This window comes from Candidatus Nanopelagicales bacterium (assembly GCA_041393815.1).
GTDB lineage: Bacteria > Actinomycetota > Actinomycetes > S36-B12 > JAWKJK01 > JAWKJK01.
Window position 1 is genome coordinate 820,954 of sequence record JAWKJK010000002.1, and the last position, 16,071, is coordinate 837,024.

The window sequence follows — 16,071 nt, forward strand, 5'->3', positions numbered from 1 at the left end:
GACTCGTCGGGGGTGCTCCGCATGCGCCTGCTGGGAGTCAGGTTCGGGCCTCCGGGTTACGGGCTCACGGCCGAGCACGTCATGGCCGAGCTCCGTGGGCGGCCCGTGGGGCTGTACGTGCACGTCCCGTTCTGCGGATCGCTGTGTCCTTTCTGCCCGTACAACAAGGTCCGTTACCAGCCAGGTCCTGCCGGTCGCTACCTGGACTCCCTGAGGGCCGAGGCGGAGGTCTACCAGGCTGCTGCTCCCGGGCTGACGTTCACCTCCCTGTACGTCGGGGGCGGGACACCGACCTTGTGCCTGGCCGGCCTGGGCTGGCTGGCCGACCTCCCGGTGTCAGGGGAGCGGGCGATCGAGGTCCTGCCGACACACATGACCGGCCTGCGGGCGGACACGCTGTGCCGCAGCGGCTTCGATGCCGTGAGCGTGGGCGTCCAGTCGTTCGACCCGCGGGTGCTGCGCCACCTGCGTCGACCAACGACGGTCGAGGGCAACCGTCGGGCGGTCGCGCTCGCTCGCGATCGTTTTCGCTGCGTGGACGTCGACCTGATCTTCGACGTGGGATACGACGAGCCGGACACACTGCTGCGGGACCTCGCTGAGGCGTTCTCGTACGGGGTCGATCAGGTGTCGACCTACCCGCTGATGCGCTTCGGCTACACCCCTTTCGGCAAGGCGCAGCACGACCGGCACGCCGAGCACCGCCTGCTGCGGCGGGCCACCGAGCTGGCGGAGCTGCACGGGTACCACCGGGACTCGGTGTGGACCTTCCGGCGTGAGGGCGCGCCCGGCTACACCTCGATCACCCGCCCCTACTACCTCGGTCTCGGTGCCGGGGCTGCGACCTTCACCGGGGAGTCGTTCCTGCTCAACCACTTCGGCCTCGCCCAGTACGACGCCGACGTCACCCGTGGAGAACTGCCGGTCGCCCTCGCCGCCCACCTCACTGGGGCGAGGGCGGCCTTGTTCCGCGCCTTCTGGCAGGCGTACACCGGGGTCTTGCCGCTGGCAGCCAGAGAAGACCCGCTGCTGGGCCATCCCGCGGCGGGTGCGGTCGCCGCGGTGGCCCAGTGGCTGGGATGGGTGGGCGGGTCCGGACGCGTGACGGCCGTGGGCTACGACCGGTTCCACGACCTGGAGCGGTGGGTGACCTACCACCTGATCGAGCCGCTGTGGGCAGAGCTCATGGCCGAGCACCGGGTCGCCGACGCCGGGGCGGCCGAAGCCGCGCTAGGGGGGTGACAACCCCCGGCCGACCTCCTGCTCCAGCAGCGCGTCAAGGTCGACGAGCCGGTCCAGCCCGCGCAGGGGCTGCGTCATGCGGTGGTTGCCGGACAGTGCCTCGCGGTTGCGGTGCAGGAACGCCCAGTACCCGGCCGTGAACGGGCACGCGTCCGGTCCCACCCGGACCCGCGGGTCGAACGCGCAGCCGCGGCAGTGGTCGCTCATCCGGGACAGGTAGGCGCCGCCCGCGGCGTACGGCTTGGTGGCCATCACGCCCCCGTCGGCGTGCTGGCTCATCCCCACGACATTGGGGACCATCACCCAGTCGTAGCCGTCGACGAACGCCCGGTGGAACCAGTCGGTGAGCGCCGCCGGGTCGATGCCGCGCTGGAGCGCGTAGTTGCCCAGGACCATCAGCCGCGGGATGTGATGGGTCCAGCCCCACTCCCGGACGTCGCGCAGCGCGGCGGACAGGCAGCGGGCGGTGACGGCATCGGCGTCGAGGTCCTCCCACCAGGCGGGGACCGGCTCGCGCGCATCCAGCGCATTGCGGTCCCGGTAGTCGGCCGGGGTCCACCAGTACACGTGCCAGACGTACTCCCGCCAGCCCAGCAGCTGGCGGACGAACCCTTCCACGCTCTGCAGCGGCGCGGTTCCGTCGCGCCAGGCCCGCTCGGCCCGGCCGACGACCTCGTACGGGTCCAGGAGCCCGAGGTTGAGAGGCACGGACAGCAGCGAGTGAGCCATGGTCCGGTCGCCGGCCATGATCGCGTCCTCGTACGGTCCGAACAGGGGCAGCCGCTCGGTCGCGAACCGCTCCAGCGCGGCCAGCGCCTCGTCCCGGGTGACCGCGAAGCGGCGCGGGCCGTCCGCGCCGAGGAAGCGGACGCCGTCGTCCTCGCTGGGCCACCAGGGCTCCGGCGCGCCCAGGGTCGTGCGCCCGCGCGGCGGCGGCAGTCGGTTGTCCGCGTCGAAGTTCCACCGGCCGCCGCAGGGTTCGTCGCCGTCCATCAGTACCCCGGTTCGCGACCGCACGGTGCGGTAGAAGTCCTCCAGCAGCAGGCGACGACCGCCGCGCGAGGCCGCCCAAGCCGCGAAGTCCTCGCGGGACACCACGAAGCCGCGGGCGGGCAGCACCGCGACCCCGGCGAGCCCACGCACGAACGCGTCGGCGGCCCGTGAGGTGGGTGCGCACACCGACAGCGGCTCGGCGACCTCAGCCAGCGCCTCCGCGTACGTGTCGGCCCGGACGTACCGTACGTCGACTCCGGCAGCGCGCGCCTCGGCCGCCCGGTGCCGCATCGCGGACAGCACCAGGTGGGCCTTCTGTCGGTGGAACCGCCTGCGCCGCAGCACGTCCCGCGACTCGACGAGCAGCAGCGGCTGGTCCGGGGCGTCGGTGAAGTGCGGGCCGAGCTGGTCCCCGAACAGCCAACACCGCGTCGGCGCGGACTCCCTCCCGGCTCCGGCGCCACCCGTCACCGAGCCCCACCTCCTCCCCACTGGTGCCACGTACGGCCAGCAACACGCCCCTGGCGGGCGGCGGAAGGTTCCACTGGTGGTGGCGAGAGGGGCAGGTGCGACGCGCGGGGGAGGGGTGGCGACACGGATCAGGTGCGGGCGGTCGGGCCGGGGTCAGCGGAGCACGGCGGACAGCTCCGCCAGCCGCTCGGGGGCCACGGCGTACCAGACCCAGGTGCCGCGGCGCTCCCGGGTCAGCAGCCCCGCGTCGGCGAGCACCTTGAGGTGGTGGCTGACCGTGGGCTGGGACAGCTCCAGCGGCTCCACCAGGTCGCACACGCAGGACTCCCCGCCGGGGCTGGACTTGATCAGCGCGAGCAGCTGCAGCCGGGCGGGGTCGGCGACCGCCTTGAGCAGCCGGGCCAGGTCCTCGGCGGTCTCCCGGTCGATCGGGGCGGCGAGCCCGGTCGGGCAGCACGCCGGACCGTCCACGGGGTCCAGCACCTGCAGTACCGGCGTCGCCGGCGCGGGCTTGGCCGCCATCGGGTCCCCACCACCTAGCCGCTAGATTGACGTACGTCGATCAGTGTGCCACGGTCGGAGCATATCGACATCTGTCGATGGACTGCGTGGAGGCGTACCCGGAGGTCCGGATGGAGAACACCCGCCCGTCGGTGCTGTTCGTCTGCGTGCACAACGCCGGTCGCTCGCAGATGGCCGCGGCGTACCTGACCCACCTGGCCGGCGACCGGGTCGAGGTGCGTTCGGCCGGGTCCGCGCCGGCCGACACCGTGAACCCCGCCGTCGTCGAGGCCCTCGCGGAGGAGGGGATCGACATCTCCGCCGAGGTGCCCAAGGTGCTGACCACCGACGCGGTGCGCGAGTCCGACGTGGTCATCACGATGGGCTGCGGCGACGTGTGCCCGGTGTTCCCCGGGAAGCGGTACGAGGACTGGGTGCTGGCCGACCCGGCGGGCAAGGGCGTGGCCGAGGTACGACCGGTCCGCGACGAGATCCGGCGCCGGATCGAGGCGCTGATCGACGAGATCGCGCCGGCCCCGGCCGGACCTGCCGCGTGACAGCGAACCCGACCCCCTCGCCCGCGCCGCCGGATCCCGACGAGCAGGCGGTCCTGCAGCGGCTGTCCCTCCTCGACCGGTTCCTGCCGGTCTGGATCCTCGCGGCGATGGCCCTCGGGCTGCTGCTCGGCCGGCTGGTGCCCTCCGTGCAGACGGCCCTCGACGCGGTGAAGGTCGACCAGACGTCGCTGCCGATCGCGCTGGGTCTGCTGCTCATGATGTACCCGGTGCTGGCCAAGGTCCGCTACGAGGACATGGGTCACGTCACCGGTGACCGTCGGCTGCTGTGGCTGTCCCTGGTGCTCAACTGGCTGATCGGGCCGCTGCTCATGTTCACCCTGGCGTGGGTGTTCCTGGCCGACTACCCGGAGTTCCGCACCGGCCTGATCGTGATCGGCCTGGCCCGGTGCATCGCGATGGTGCTGATCTGGAACGACCTGGCCTGCGGGGACCGGGAGGCCGCCGCTCTGCTGGTGGCCATCAACTCGGTGTTCCAGATCGTGGCGTACGCGCTGCTCGGCACGTTCTACCTGAAGGTGCTGCCCGGCTGGCTCGGGCTGGACACCCAGGACGTGCAGTTCTCCACCTGGGACATCACCAAGGCGGTCCTGATCTTCCTCGGCATCCCGCTGCTGGCCGGCTACCTGACCCGGCGGATCGGGCTGCGTACCAGGGGGGAGCGCTGGTACGACGAGCGCTTCGTCCCCTTCATCAGCCCGTTCGCGCTGTACGGCCTGCTGTTCACCATCGTCGTGATGTTCGCGCTGCAGGGTGACGCGATCACCTCCGACCCGTGGTCTGTCGCGCTGATCGCGGTGCCACTGCTGGTCTACTTCGCGCTCATGTGGGGGGTGTCGTTCCTGCTCGGCTGGCGGGCGCGGCTGGGCTACCCCAAGACGGCGACGGTCGCGTTCACCGCGGCGGGGAACAACTTCGAGCTGGCCATCGCCGTCAGCATCGGGGTCTGGGGGGTCACCTCCGGCCAGGCGCTGGCCGGCGTCGTCGGCCCGCTGATCGAGGTGCCGGCCCTGGTGGCGCTGGTCTACGTCTCGCTGTGGCTGCGTCGACGGCTCTTCGCCGGGAGCGGGGCCGGCACGACACGCCGGTGATACGTACCACTTGCAATACCGGAAATAGAGTTCCTATATTTCCCCCGTGATCCTGCGCCTGGCTCGTGCCGTCCTCGTCCTCGCGGCCCTGGCCGCGCTCGTCCTGCTGGCGGTCGCGGTCACCGGGACCGCGCCCGCTCTGACGCTGGGGACGGTGGACCTCGGGCCCCTGGGCCCGGCGACCGTCGGGGTGTCGGTGGGGCTCGTCCCCGCGTTCCTCCTGGTCCTGGTGACCGGCCTCGGCGCCGTCGTGGCGTCGTACGCCGTGCGCAACCTGGCGGGTCAGCGCCGGCTGGGGCGGTTCGCGGCCTTGGAGGTGCTCGCCATCGGTGCCCTGGCGCTGGCCGTCACTGCGCAGAGCCTGCCCCTCCTCGCGCTGGGCTGGACCACTGCCGGGCTGGCGCTCGCGGCCCTGGTCGCGCACGCCGGCACCCCGTCTGCCCGGGCGGCGGCCGGCCGGGTCCGCACCCGACTGCTGGTCGGGGACGCGGCCCTGTGGGCCGCGGTGGCCACGGCCGGGGTCGGCCTGGGCGCGCTGGACCTGGCGACCCTGCCCGCCGCGGTGGCCGACGGACCGGGCCCTGTGGTCGCTGCCGCGGCGCTGCTCGTCGTGGTCGCGGGCCTGGTGCGCAGCGCGCTGGTCCCCGCCCACCGCTGGCTGCCGGAGACGGCCGAGGCTCCCTCCCCGGTCAGCGCCCTGCTGCACGCCGGCCTGGTCAACGGCGTCGGCGTCCTGGCACTCCTGCTGTGGCCCCTGCTGTCCACCTCCGCCCCCGCGCGCGCGGCGCTGCTGGTGGCCGGAGTGGCCACGGTGCTGCTGGCCACCGGCCAGCAGCGCACCCGCCCGGACGTGAAGGGCCGGCTGGCGGCGTCGACGTCGGCTCAGATGGGCTACCTGTCGGTCACCGCGGCCCTCGGCCTGCCCGTCGCAGTCCTGGCCCACGTCCTGGGTCACGGGGCCTGGAAGGCGGGGCTCTTCCTCGGTGCGGGCGGCACGGTCGAGCGCGTCCGGGCCACCGCGCCGCACGGCGGTGGGTCCGGTCGGTCCGGTGGGTCCGGTCAGGCGGGGTCGCGCGCGCGGGCGACCACGGTCGCCATCGTGCTCGCGACCGTTGCCGTCGTCGGCGCCGCCGTCGTGCCGGGGCCCTGGGGCGACGCGCTGGTGGCCGGGCCGGCCGAGCTGCTCCCGCTCGCGGTCGCGGTCGCGGCCGGCGCCCTGGGCGTCCGCGCGGCGCTGGCCTCGCCCGCGGGCGGCCGGGTCGCTGCCGGCCTGGCGGTGTCCGCCACCCTGGCGGCGGTGGCCGGCTACGTGCTGGGGCTGCGGGCCCTGGGGCGGCTGCTCCACGACGTCGCCGGGTGGACTCCTGCGGGCTGGGGCGCCGCGGAGGCGCCCGCCCTGGCGGCCGCGGTGGCCGGGCTGCTCGCCCTGGCCGTCGGCGCCTGGTGGGTCGACCGCCGGCTGCGCGCCGGGGCCTGGCCCGGACTGGCCGCCGCAGTGGCCCGCACCTCGCTCCCCGCTCCCCGGTCGGCCCGCGTCAGCGTGACCGGAGCCGCGCAGGCCGACGCCTCGTCGGCACCACCGCAGTGCGACCCGGCGCGGGTGCGCCGCGAGATCCGCCGGGCCGCGGCGGTGGTGGCCCCCTCGTGGCCGCTGACCTCGTTCGTGGCGAGCAACCCGCTTGCGGGGCTGGAGGACCGGCCGTTCGACGAGGCGGTCGCCGAGGCCGCGGCCGCGTGGGGGGCCCGGACCGGTCCCGGTGCGGCGAGCCTGCGCGCCGCCGTGCGGGACGGCCGGGTCGACCCGGACCTGGCCGCGCAGGTCCTGGCCGGCGCCGGTCTCGACCTCGATCCGGACCTCTCCGCGGTACCCGGCACGGACCGGCCGGACGCGACCGAGGTCGTGCTCGCGCTGCTCTCGGGCGAGGAGTGCGGACCCGCGCCGCTCCAGGCGGCCCGGCAGAGACTGCATCGTGGGCCGGACGCAGACCCGGCGGCCGGGAGCGTCCTGGCCGACGCCCTGGCTGCTCTTCCGCGACCCGCCGCCCCGGTCACCGCCCCACTGGACCGCCTGGCCGGCTCGGATGCCGCAGCCCGGGCCCGGGTGGTCGCGTCGTGGTGCGCCGCCCAGGCGCTCGGCCGGACCGGCTGGCCGGTCGCCGGTGGGCCCTGGCGGGTGCTGCGGGCCTCCACCACACGGCTGGACCGCGCGCTGGGCGTACGGGGCGCGGGGGCGCTGGTCGGCCGGCTGCCGGCCGAGCCCGAGTCGGCCGTGGCGGTGCTGCTGGACCGCCTCGCCGGCCCGACGGACGACGACGCCCGGGTGACGCTCGTGGCCCGCGTCCTGGCGCGGGACCCCGGCTGGCCGGCGCACCTGGCCTGGCGCCGCCGCCAGCGACTGGCCCCGACCCCCGACCGCACCGACGCCGACGCCACCGGGGACCCGCTGGGTGCGCCGGACGTCCTGGGACCGCTGGCCCCCGACCTGGCCGAGCCGATCGGCCCCGCGGACGCCGGCGCCGACCCCGACCTGGCCGGGCTGCTCGCCGTCCGGCTCGCGCTCGAGGCGGCCGTGGGGGAGGCGTACGGCGTGGTCTCCACGGCCCCTGCGGCACCCCTGCCGGCGGCTGCGGTGTCGCCCGGCGCCGACGGTGCCGCCCGGGCGCTCGCCGACGGGTGCGGGGCACTGGGACTCGCGCCGAACGAGCTCGACGACCGGGGCGTGGCCGCGGTGCTGGGCCTGGTCGGCGCGGTCGACCGGGTCGGGCGCGAGCGGCTGCGGCTGCTGCTGCTCGAGCAGGCGGTCCGCCGCGACCTGCTGCCGGCGCTGGCCGACCGTGCGCGCGATCTGCGGGCCGGGGGAGGCTCCGCGCTGGTCCACCCGCTGGGGTCTGATGCGGGCCCCGCCGGGCCGGACGCCCAGGTGGTCACCTGCATCGACGTCCGCTCCGAGCGGCTGCGCCGCCAGCTGGAGTGGCTGGGGCCGTGGGAGACGCTGGGGATCGCCGGCTTCTTCGGCCTGCCGATGCGGCACGTGGGGCCCGGCGGTACCACCGGCGACCGCGCACCCGCGCTGCTGCGTCCCGGCTGGCTGGTCGCCGAGGACCGGGCACCCGCCCCTGCCGCGGCGGGTGCGCTGGACCGGCTGCGCGCCGCGGTGCACGACGTCGAGGCCCGTCCCTTCGTCCCCTTCGCGCTGGCCGAGGCGTCGGGCTGGCTGATCGCGCCGGCCGCGCTGCTGCGCACCTGGGCTGCCGGCTGGTGGGCGCGCCTGACGGCCCGCAGCGCGCGCCGCTGGTCCCTGCCGCGGCGGGGCCAGCTCCGGCTGCTCGCGGACCCGGAGCACCCCGGCACCGGCTTCGCCCCCGACGAACTGGTCGCCGCCTGTGCGGGCTTCCTGCGTACCGTCGGCCTGCACCGGCCGGCCCCGCTCGTCGTCCTGTGCGGACACGGCGGATCCGCCGCGAACCACCCGCACGTGGCGGCGTACGACTGCGGGGCGTGCGGCGGATGGGCCGGCGACGTGAGCGCGCGGGCGCTGGCGCAGGCGCTGAACCTGGAGTGGGTGCGGGACCGGCTGTGGCAGCACGGGTTCGAGATCGACGCGGGTACCCGGTTCGTCGCAGCGGTGCACGACACCACCCGCGACCGCGTGGAGCTGCTCGAGCCCGAGGCCGGCAGCGACCCTGCGCTGGCCCGGCTGGCCGCGGACCTGGACCGGGCCGCCGAGGCGGCCGCGCGGGAGCGCGCCGGTGAGCTGGCCGGCGCCCGCCCCACGGCGGGGACGTCCTCCGTACGGCGGCTGCGTCGCCAGCTGGACGCGCGCGCCGCGGACTGGTCGCAGGCGTTCCCGGAGTGGGGCCTGGCGGGCAACGCGGCGCTGGTCGTCGGACCGCGCGCCCTCACCGCCGGCCTGGACCTGCGGGGGCGGGTGTTCCTGCACTCCTACCGCCCGGACCTCGACGCGGACGGAGCGGTCCTGGAGACCCTGCTGACCGCGCCGCTGGTCGTCGCGCAGTGGATCAACGCGCAGTACTGGTGCGCCACGGTCGATCCGGCCCGGTTCGGGGCCGGCGACAAGACGACCCACAACGTGCTGGCCTCGCCCGACGGCGCCCCCGCCCCGCTCAGCGGCGTCCTCACCGGTGCGGCCGGGGACCTGCGGATCGGGCTGCCGTGGCAGGCCGTGTCGGACCGTGCCCCGGGCACCGACGGGTTCGACGCGGCGGCCCCGGTGCACGAGCCGGTCCGGCTGCTCGCCGTGGTCTGCGCCGGGACGGACGCCATCGACGCGGTGCTGGCCCGGCACGAGGGCCCGGGCCGCCTGGTCGAGGGCCGGTGGCTGACCCTGGTGTCGCTCGGGCCCGAGGACGGGAGGCTCCGGCGACGGCTGCCGGGCGGCCGCTGGGTGCCGGCGGCGACCGACCCGCGCACGGCAGGCGAGCCCCGGTGGGGTGACGACCTGGTCGGGTCCCCGGCCGGGTAGCCGGCCCTGCCGACGCGGGGGACCGACGGCCCTGGGGGCACGGCGGTCGGCCGACGAGGCTGGAGGCATGGCGCCGCGGACCCGCGGTCGGTCCGGCGCGGCGTCGCGCTGCGCGGCGTCGCTGCCCGTACTGCTCGTCGCCCTGCTCGTGGTCGCGCTCGGGCTGGTGCTGCCCGCGGGGCCGGTGGCCGCCGTACCCGCGGCGGATCCAGACGCGCCGGTCACGCTGGTGCTCTTCCACGGCGAGGGGTGCCCGCACTGCGCCGCGGAGCAGGAGTGGCTGGCGGGCCTGGCCGAGCGCCACCCCGAGCTGGTCGTCGAGTTGTACGAGGTCTGGTACGACGAAGGCAACCGCGCGCTGCTCGAGGAAACCGCGCAGCGGCTGGGGTTCGACCCGGTCGGCGTCCCCGTCACGGTGGTCGGGGACCGGGTGTGGATCGGGTTCGACGACGCCCGCGCGGCGGAGATCGAGGCCGTGGTCTCGGCCGCGCTGGAGGGGGCGACCGCGTCACCCGGGACCGCCGTCCCGGAGCAGCCGGAGCAGTCCGCGATGGTGGTCGAGGTCCCGCTGCTCGGCGAGACCGACCTGTCCTCCTCCTCGCTGCTGGTCAGCACGCTGGTCATCGGCTTCGTCGACGGCGTGAACCCGTGCTCGCTGTGGGTGCTGTCCGTGCTGCTCGCGATCGTGCTGCACAGCGGGTCGCGCCGCCGGGTCCTGCTGGTGGGCACGACGTTCCTGACCGTCACGGCGGCGATGTACGCGCTCTACGTGGTGGGGATGTACAGCGCCTTGGACTACGTCGGCGAGCTGGGCTGGATCCGGGTCGTGGTGGCCGCCGTCGCGGCGGTCTTCGGCCTGCTCCAGCTCAAGGACGGCATCGCGCCCGGCACCGGGCCGTCCCTGTCGCTGTCGACGGAGCGGCGGCCCGAGCTGTTCCGCCGGATGCGTGGAGTCGCCCTGTCCGACCGCGGGCTCGCGGGGACGGTGGCGGGCACGGTCGTCCTCGCCGTCGGGGTCTCGCTGCTCGAGACGCCGTGCACCGCCGGCCTGCCGCTGATGTGGACGTCGATGCTGGCGCGCGCCGACGTCTCCCTGGCCGCCGCGGTCCTGCTGTTCGCGGCGTACATGGCGGTGTTCCTGCTCGACGAGCTGGTGGTGTTCGTCGCCGCCGTGGTGACCCTGCGGGCGGCCAAGGTGCAGGAGCGGCACGGCCGGCTGCTCAAGCTGGTGGCCGGGTCGGTCCTGCTGGCGCTGGCCGTCACGATGCTGGTCGCGCCGGCCGCGCTGGAGTCGCTCGTCGGTGCCGCGGCGGTCTTCGGCGCGGCCGCCGCCCTCACCGCGGTCCTGTGGCTGGTCGTCCGCGCCCGCACGCCCGAGACCACGCACCCGTCCGCAGCTTCCCGGAGGTGAGCCGTGTTCCGTGACCGCACCGAGGCCGGGCGCCGGCTGGCGCCGCTGCTGGCGCACTGCGCCGGGCCGGACACCGTGGTCGTGGGCCTGCCGCGGGGCGGCGTCCCCGTCGCCGCGGAGGTCGCGCGGGCGCTGGGTGCCCCGCTGGACGTCATCGTCGTACGCAAGCTCGGCGTGCCGGGGCGGCCCGAGCTGGGGATGGGCGCGATCGGGGAGGACGACGTGCGCGTCGTCGACCCGTTCATCGTGCGGATGGCCGGGGTGAGCGACGCCGACCTCGCGGAGGTGGAGGCGAGGGAGCGGGTCGAACTGGCCCGGCGGGCCGAGCGGTTCCGGGGCGGGCGCCGGCGCATCCCGCTCGCCGGCCGGACGGTGGTGGTGGTCGACGACGGCATCGCGACCGGGTCGACCGCGCGCGCCGCCTGCGCGGTCGCGCGCGCGGAGGGCGCCCGTCGCGTCGTGCTCGCCGTGCCAGTGGCCCCGCACGACTGGACCCGCCGGCTCGAGGGGGCGGCCGACGAACTGGTGTGCGTGGCGACGCCGGACCCGTTCTATGCCGTGGGCGAGTTCTACGACGACTTCCGGCAGACCTCGGACGACGAGGTCCTGGCGCTGCTGCACGCGGCCGACGCGCGCGGCGGTCCCGGTGCTGACGGTCCCGGGGATGGTGACCGGGGGGAGCGGCGGCCGCGGGACGAGGAGGTCGAGGTCGACGTCGGTGACGCCCTGGTCGGCGGCCACCTCGGCGTGCCCCCCGCGGGGCGGGGGCTGGTCGTGTTCGCGCACGGGAGCGGGAGCAGCCGTTTCAGCCCGCGCAACCGCTACGTCGCCGAGCGCCTGCAGGGCGCCGGGCTGGCCACGCTGCTGTTCGACCTGCTCACGCCGCGGGAGGAGTCGGACCGGGGGAACGTGTTCGACATCGACCTGCTGGGCCGCCGGCTGCGCGCGGTCGAGTCATGGGCGCGCGGGGTCCCCGGGCTGGGGAGCGAGCCCGTCGGGTTCTTCGGCGCGAGCACCGGTGCGGGAGCGGCGCTGTGGGCGGCGGCGGACCCCGGCTGCGGGGTGCGGGCCGTCGTGTCCCGTGGCGGTCGGCCCGACCTCGCGGGTCCCCGGCTGCACCTGGTCCGCGCCCCGACCCTGCTGATCGTGGGCGGCCACGACGTCGCGGTCCTGGGGATGAACCGGGAGGCGCAGGCGCGGATGCGCTGCGAGACCGACCTCGCGGTGGTGCCCGGAGCGACCCACCTGTTCGAGGAGCCCGGGACGCTGACATCGGCCGCCGACCTGGCCCGGGACTGGTTCCTGCGCTACCTGGCCGACGGGTCCCCGGTGGCCCCGGCGGGGGACGGCTGACCGGTCGCCGCCCCGGAACCGATTGGACCGACGCGACGGGGACCCCGTACCCTGGTCGGCAGCAGTCCACCCCGTGACTGCCCGCAGGTGCGAAGACGCCCGCGGATCCGTCAGCCGGCCGCTTGGTTCGGACCGGTTCCACGTGTCGCAGGTCTCCGTGTTCTGACGCGTTGAGACCGACCGCGTGTGGTTGGTGAAGGGAGATGCCTCATGCATGAGGTCGACTACGGTCCCTGGGACGACTGAGTCCCGGGCTCGAGCCTGATCGGCGCCGCGGCCGGCAGCGACCATCTGGTCGCTTTGCCGGTCGCGGCGTCGCCGTTGGTGGCACATTGTGCGCGGCATCCCCTCGGTGCGAAGGAGCCCTGCAGATGCGCAACCCCTGGCGAAACACAGGCCGGCTCGTGCTGGCCGCGGCCGTGGCCGGCTCGGTGCTGGTCGCGGTCCCCCAAGCCGGACAGGCGGCCACGCCGCCCAAGCTGAAGGTGATGACGCAGAACCTCTACCTCGGGTCCAGCCTCGACCCGGCGATCGAGGCCACCGGCGGTGCCGAGTTCCTGGCCGCCGTCGCCACCATCTACAGCACGGCCATCAAGACCGACTTCCCCGCCCGGGCCAAGGCCATCGCGGCCAGCATCAAGGCTCAGCGTCCGGCCCTGGTCGGCCTGCAGGAGGTCTCCAAGTGGACCTTCGCGCGGACCAACGAGGGGCCGGCGCTGCCGTCGTACGACTTCCTCACGATCCTGCTCGGCGAGCTCAAGGCTCAGGGCCTGAACTACAAGGTCGGCGGGTCGGTGAACAACGCGCTCATCTCGGCCCCGCTGGTGTCGCCGGTGGCCGAGCAGGCCTGCCCGCCTCCGCCGGAGGGCAGCCTGGTCTTCAGCTGCTCGGTCACGCTGCAGGACCGCGACGTGATCCTCTACAACGCGTCCGCCGAGACGCTGCGCGTCTCCGGCAAGCGGACCGGGCGCTACCGGGCGCAGGCCTCCCTGCCGACCCCGCTCGGCGCGGTGTCGTTCGACCGCGGCTGGGTGTCGGTCGAGGTCCGCTACCAGGGCAAGCGGTTCCGGTTCGTCAACACGCACCTGGAGGTTGAGGGCTTCGCCAAGATCCAGGAGGCCCAGGCCGCGGAGTTCCTGGCCGGACCGGCCAAGTCCCGCGGGACCGTGGTCGCCACCGGTGACTTCAACTCCGCGTCCGACGGCTCGACGTCCCGGTCGTACCGGATCCTGACCAGGAAGTACTTCTCGGACGCGTGGGTCGTGAAGCGCGACGGCAAGGGCCTGACCTGCTGCCAGAACAGCGACCTGTCCAACACCTCGTCGCAGTACAAGACCCGCATCGACCTGGTGCTCACGCACGGCAACGCGGTGTCCACCAAGGCGGTGCGCGTGAACGACCGGACGTTCCAGTCCACGGTGCCGCTGTGGCCCTCGGACCACGCGGGTGTCGTGGCCACGGTGAAGCTGACCTGACGCGAGGCCTCCCTCTCGAGAGGCGGCTGGGCGGCACCCCGTGGTGGGGGTGCCGCCCAGCCGGCGTTCGGGGTCAGCGGGTGCGCACCCACGTCGTGTTGGTGGGGCCGACGTCCGCCCCGTTCACGGCCCGCACCTGGCACAGGTAGTCCGCACGTCGCACGAGCCCGGTGATGACGACCGACCGCGCGGTCACCGGCAGCCTGATCCAGCGGGTGAAGGTGCCGAATCCCTTGCGATAGCGGTAGTCGTAGCGGGTCGGCCTGGGGCCGCTGCTCGGCGGCTTCCAGGTGAGCTTGATGGTGCCCGCGCGCGGTGACGTCCCGCTGAAGGCCGCCAGCTTGCCCGGCGGCCGGGAGGACGGCCGGACCGTCGAGGAGGGGGCCGACCACGGGCCGACGCCGGCCTCGCTCTCCGCCGCGACCCGGAACCGGTAGGTGCGGTTGTTGCTGAGCTTCAGCACGACCAGCTTCGTACGCGGCGCTGCGACGGGGGAGCCGACGACGGAGGTCCACCGGGTGCCGCCGTCGGTCGACTTCTGCACCCGGTACTGCAGCACGCCGTCCGTGTCGGCGCCCGGCGGCGCGGTCCAGGTAACGGTGGCCCGGTTGCTCCCCGCAAGCGCCTTCACGTTGGTCGGTGCCGCAGGCACGGCCGATCGCGGCACTGCGACGGCGGTGGTCGCCCGGGTCGTCGCCGCGTCCGGCGCTGGGGCGGCTGTCGCCGGTACGGCGACAGCCATCACCGTCGCCACGGTGAGTGCTGCGGTTAGGCCTCGATGCCGTACTCCGACGATTGCGGTGCGCCCTACCTCACGAGACGTCTGGCTCATGACGATCCCCTCCTCGTTCCCGGTCGAGTGTCCCGCGACGGCGACCACGTGCGCCACCACCCGGCCCACGCCCCTCCACCGCCCCCTCCCGCTCCCGCTCCCCGAGGGCACACGATCCGCTTTGCGGATCGTGTTGCCAGGCCGACCGGCGTGTCGGGTTTGAGGAGCGGGCGGAGCGGGCCGATCGGCACGTCAGCCGCCGCGGAGGGCCTCGACCAGCAGCAGTACGCCGAAGGCCACGAACGCCACGACCGCGACGATGCGCACCGTCCGCTCCGGCAGGTTCGTCCCGAGGAGCCGCCCGAGCAGGATCGCCAGCGCGTCCGCGGCGACCATGCCGACGGTCGAGCCGAGCCAGACGCCGAACACGTCGTTGTCCGCGGCCAGGGTGACCGTCGCGAGCATCGTCTTGTCGCCGAGCTCAGCGAGGAAGAAGGTTCCCGCGACGGCGAGCAGTGCCGACCGGGCCGGGCGGGCGGCTCGGGCCTCGTCCTCCGCGGTGAGCTCGTCCCCGCGCCAGGTCCACCAGGCGAAGCCGAAGAACGCCAGTGCCGCAGCGACCTGGATCGCCCGGGTGGGCAGGGCCAGGCCGGCGAGGCCGCCGAGCAGCACCGAGAAGGCGTGTACGACGGCGGTCGCCACCGTGATCCCGGTCAGCACGATCCACGCGCGGTACCGGGTGGCGAAGGCCAGCGCCATCAGCTGGCTCTTGTCCCCGAGCTCCGCGATGAAGATCACGACCGTGGACAGCCAGAACGCCTCCACGGGCGGTCACCGTACCGGCAGCCCGGCACCGGCCCCGTGCTGCCTGGGGCGACGGCGCGCTCCCTAGGGTGGTCGTGTGCCGAGCGACTCCCGACCCGTGGCCGTGGTGCTCGCGGGAGGGCTCGGCACCCGGCTGCGCCCGCTCACCGAGATCCGGCCCAAGGCGCTCTGCCCGGTCGCGAACGTACCGCTGCTGGACCTGGCGCTGGCCTCCGTGCGCCCGCACGTGTCCGGGGTCGCCGCCAACGCGCACCACCTGGCCGACCAGGTCGTGGCGCACCTGGCGGGCACCGGCGTCGTCGTCTCGGTGGAGCACCCGGACCTGCTCGGGACGGCGGGGGCGTTGGTCAGGCTGCGGGACTGGATCGACGGCCGGCCGGTCCTCGTACGCAACGCCGACTCGTTCCTCACCGACGACCTGAGCGGACTGGTCGCGGGGTGGGACGGGGAGCGGCCGCGGCTGCTGGTCCACGAGGAGGGCCGGGCTAGCGACTTCGGGACCGCGCGCTACGTCGGCGCCTGCCTGCTGCCTGCGGCCGCCGTGGCCGCGCTGCCCCCCGGCGTCAGCGGGCTGTACGAGACCGTGTTCGCGCCGGCCCGGGACGCGGGCACGCTCGAGCTGGTGGAGACGCTGGGTTCCGCGATCGACTGCGGGACGCCGCGCGGCTATCTCGAGGCCAACCTGCGGGCCGCCGGTGCCGACCGCGTCGTGGCCCCCGGCGCGACGGTGCTCGGCCGGCTGCACCGGGTGGTGGTGTGGCCGGGCGGGTACGTCGGGCCGGACGAGGACCTGCACGACTGCATCCGGGTGGGCGCGGACCTGACCGTCGACGCCCGCTGACCCACCACGCGTACGACCCCCCAACTGGTGGAACGCAG

General features: G+C 75.0%; 12 protein-coding genes. 8 read left to right on the top strand and 4 right to left on the bottom strand.

Annotation, left to right across the window (positions count from 1 at the left end; all coding sequences use genetic code 11):
* The first annotated feature begins 81 nt into the window (after positions 1–81).
* Positions 82–1,242 carry a radical SAM protein gene (locus tag R2737_09230; GenBank protein MEZ5116437.1) on the top strand — a complete coding sequence of 387 codons (1,161 nt, stop codon included), beginning with the start codon at positions 82–84 and terminating at the stop codon, positions 1,240–1,242.
* Here the strand turns inward: R2737_09230 and R2737_09235 are convergent.
* A complete protein-coding gene (locus tag R2737_09235; protein ID MEZ5116438.1) occupies positions 1,231–2,706 on the bottom strand; it encodes a cryptochrome/photolyase family protein in 1,476 nt (491 codons plus the stop codon). The two genes, R2737_09230 and R2737_09235, sit on opposite strands and share 12 nt — an antisense overlap.
* Before the next feature lie 153 nt (positions 2,707–2,859).
* The gene (locus R2737_09240; protein ID MEZ5116439.1) at positions 2,860–3,228 is read right to left on the bottom strand and encodes a metalloregulator ArsR/SmtB family transcription factor; all 369 of its coding nucleotides are present in this window, start codon (positions 3,226–3,228) and stop codon (positions 2,860–2,862) included.
* Positions 3,229–3,314: 86 nt separating this feature from the next.
* On the opposite strand from R2737_09240, the gene R2737_09245 reads away from it, so the two are divergent.
* The 6 genes from R2737_09245 to R2737_09270 all read left to right on the top strand — a co-directional run bounded on the left by R2737_09245 (position 3,315) and on the right by R2737_09270 (position 13,595).
* A complete protein-coding gene (locus R2737_09245; protein ID MEZ5116440.1) occupies positions 3,315–3,764 on the top strand; it encodes an arsenate reductase ArsC in 450 nt (149 codons plus the stop codon).
* Complete coding sequence (gene arsB, locus R2737_09250) at positions 3,761–4,873, top strand: ACR3 family arsenite efflux transporter (GenBank protein MEZ5116441.1); 1,113 nt, start codon at positions 3,761–3,763, stop codon at positions 4,871–4,873. The genes R2737_09245 and arsB overlap by 4 nt, the downstream gene beginning before the upstream one ends.
* Before the next feature lie 46 nt (positions 4,874–4,919).
* Positions 4,920–9,356 carry a putative inorganic carbon transporter subunit DabA gene (locus R2737_09255; GenBank protein ID MEZ5116442.1) on the top strand — a complete coding sequence of 1,479 codons (4,437 nt, stop codon included), beginning with the start codon at positions 4,920–4,922 and terminating at the stop codon, positions 9,354–9,356.
* Positions 9,357–9,423: 67 nt separating this feature from the next.
* On the top strand, positions 9,424–10,767 hold the full coding sequence (locus R2737_09260; GenBank protein MEZ5116443.1) for a hypothetical protein: 1,344 nt from the start codon (positions 9,424–9,426) through the stop codon (positions 10,765–10,767).
* Between the two features lie 3 nt (positions 10,768–10,770).
* On the top strand, positions 10,771–12,120 hold the full coding sequence (locus R2737_09265; protein ID MEZ5116444.1) for a phosphoribosyltransferase: 1,350 nt from the start codon (positions 10,771–10,773) through the stop codon (positions 12,118–12,120).
* Between the two features lie 371 nt (positions 12,121–12,491).
* Positions 12,492–13,595: an endonuclease/exonuclease/phosphatase family protein gene (locus R2737_09270; GenBank protein MEZ5116445.1), complete on the top strand. Its 1,104-nt coding sequence runs from the start codon at positions 12,492–12,494 to the stop codon at positions 13,593–13,595.
* 73 nt (positions 13,596–13,668) lie between these two features.
* On the opposite strand, the gene R2737_09275 is transcribed toward R2737_09270, so the two are convergent.
* Both R2737_09275 and R2737_09280 read right to left on the bottom strand, forming a co-directional pair.
* Positions 13,669–14,247: a fibronectin type III domain-containing protein gene (locus R2737_09275; GenBank protein ID MEZ5116446.1), complete on the bottom strand. Its 579-nt coding sequence runs from the start codon at positions 14,245–14,247 to the stop codon at positions 13,669–13,671.
* 372 nt (positions 14,248–14,619) lie between these two features.
* The gene (locus tag R2737_09280) at positions 14,620–15,192 is read right to left on the bottom strand and encodes a TMEM165/GDT1 family protein (GenBank protein MEZ5116447.1); all 573 of its coding nucleotides are present in this window, start codon (positions 15,190–15,192) and stop codon (positions 14,620–14,622) included.
* A gap of 76 nt (positions 15,193–15,268) precedes the next feature.
* On the opposite strand from R2737_09280, the gene R2737_09285 reads away from it, so the two are divergent.
* On the top strand, positions 15,269–16,033 hold the full coding sequence (locus tag R2737_09285; GenBank protein MEZ5116448.1) for a sugar phosphate nucleotidyltransferase: 765 nt from the start codon (positions 15,269–15,271) through the stop codon (positions 16,031–16,033).
* Positions 16,034–16,071: the final 38 nt, after the last annotated feature.

What these genes read in the sequence shown, in the direction of transcription:
- R2737_09230 (MEZ5116437.1), top strand. Translation starts at nt 82, where the DNA reads ATGGCCGAGCTCCGTGGGCGGCCCGTGGGGCTGTACGTGCACGTCCCG.
- R2737_09240 (MEZ5116439.1), bottom strand. Translation starts at nt 3,228, where the DNA reads ATGGCGGCCAAGCCCGCGCCGGCGACGCCGGTACTGCAGGTGCTGGAC.
- R2737_09260 (MEZ5116443.1), top strand. Translation starts at nt 9,424, where the DNA reads ATGGCGCCGCGGACCCGCGGTCGGTCCGGCGCGGCGTCGCGCTGCGCG.
- R2737_09270 (MEZ5116445.1), top strand. Translation starts at nt 12,492, where the DNA reads ATGCGCAACCCCTGGCGAAACACAGGCCGGCTCGTGCTGGCCGCGGCC.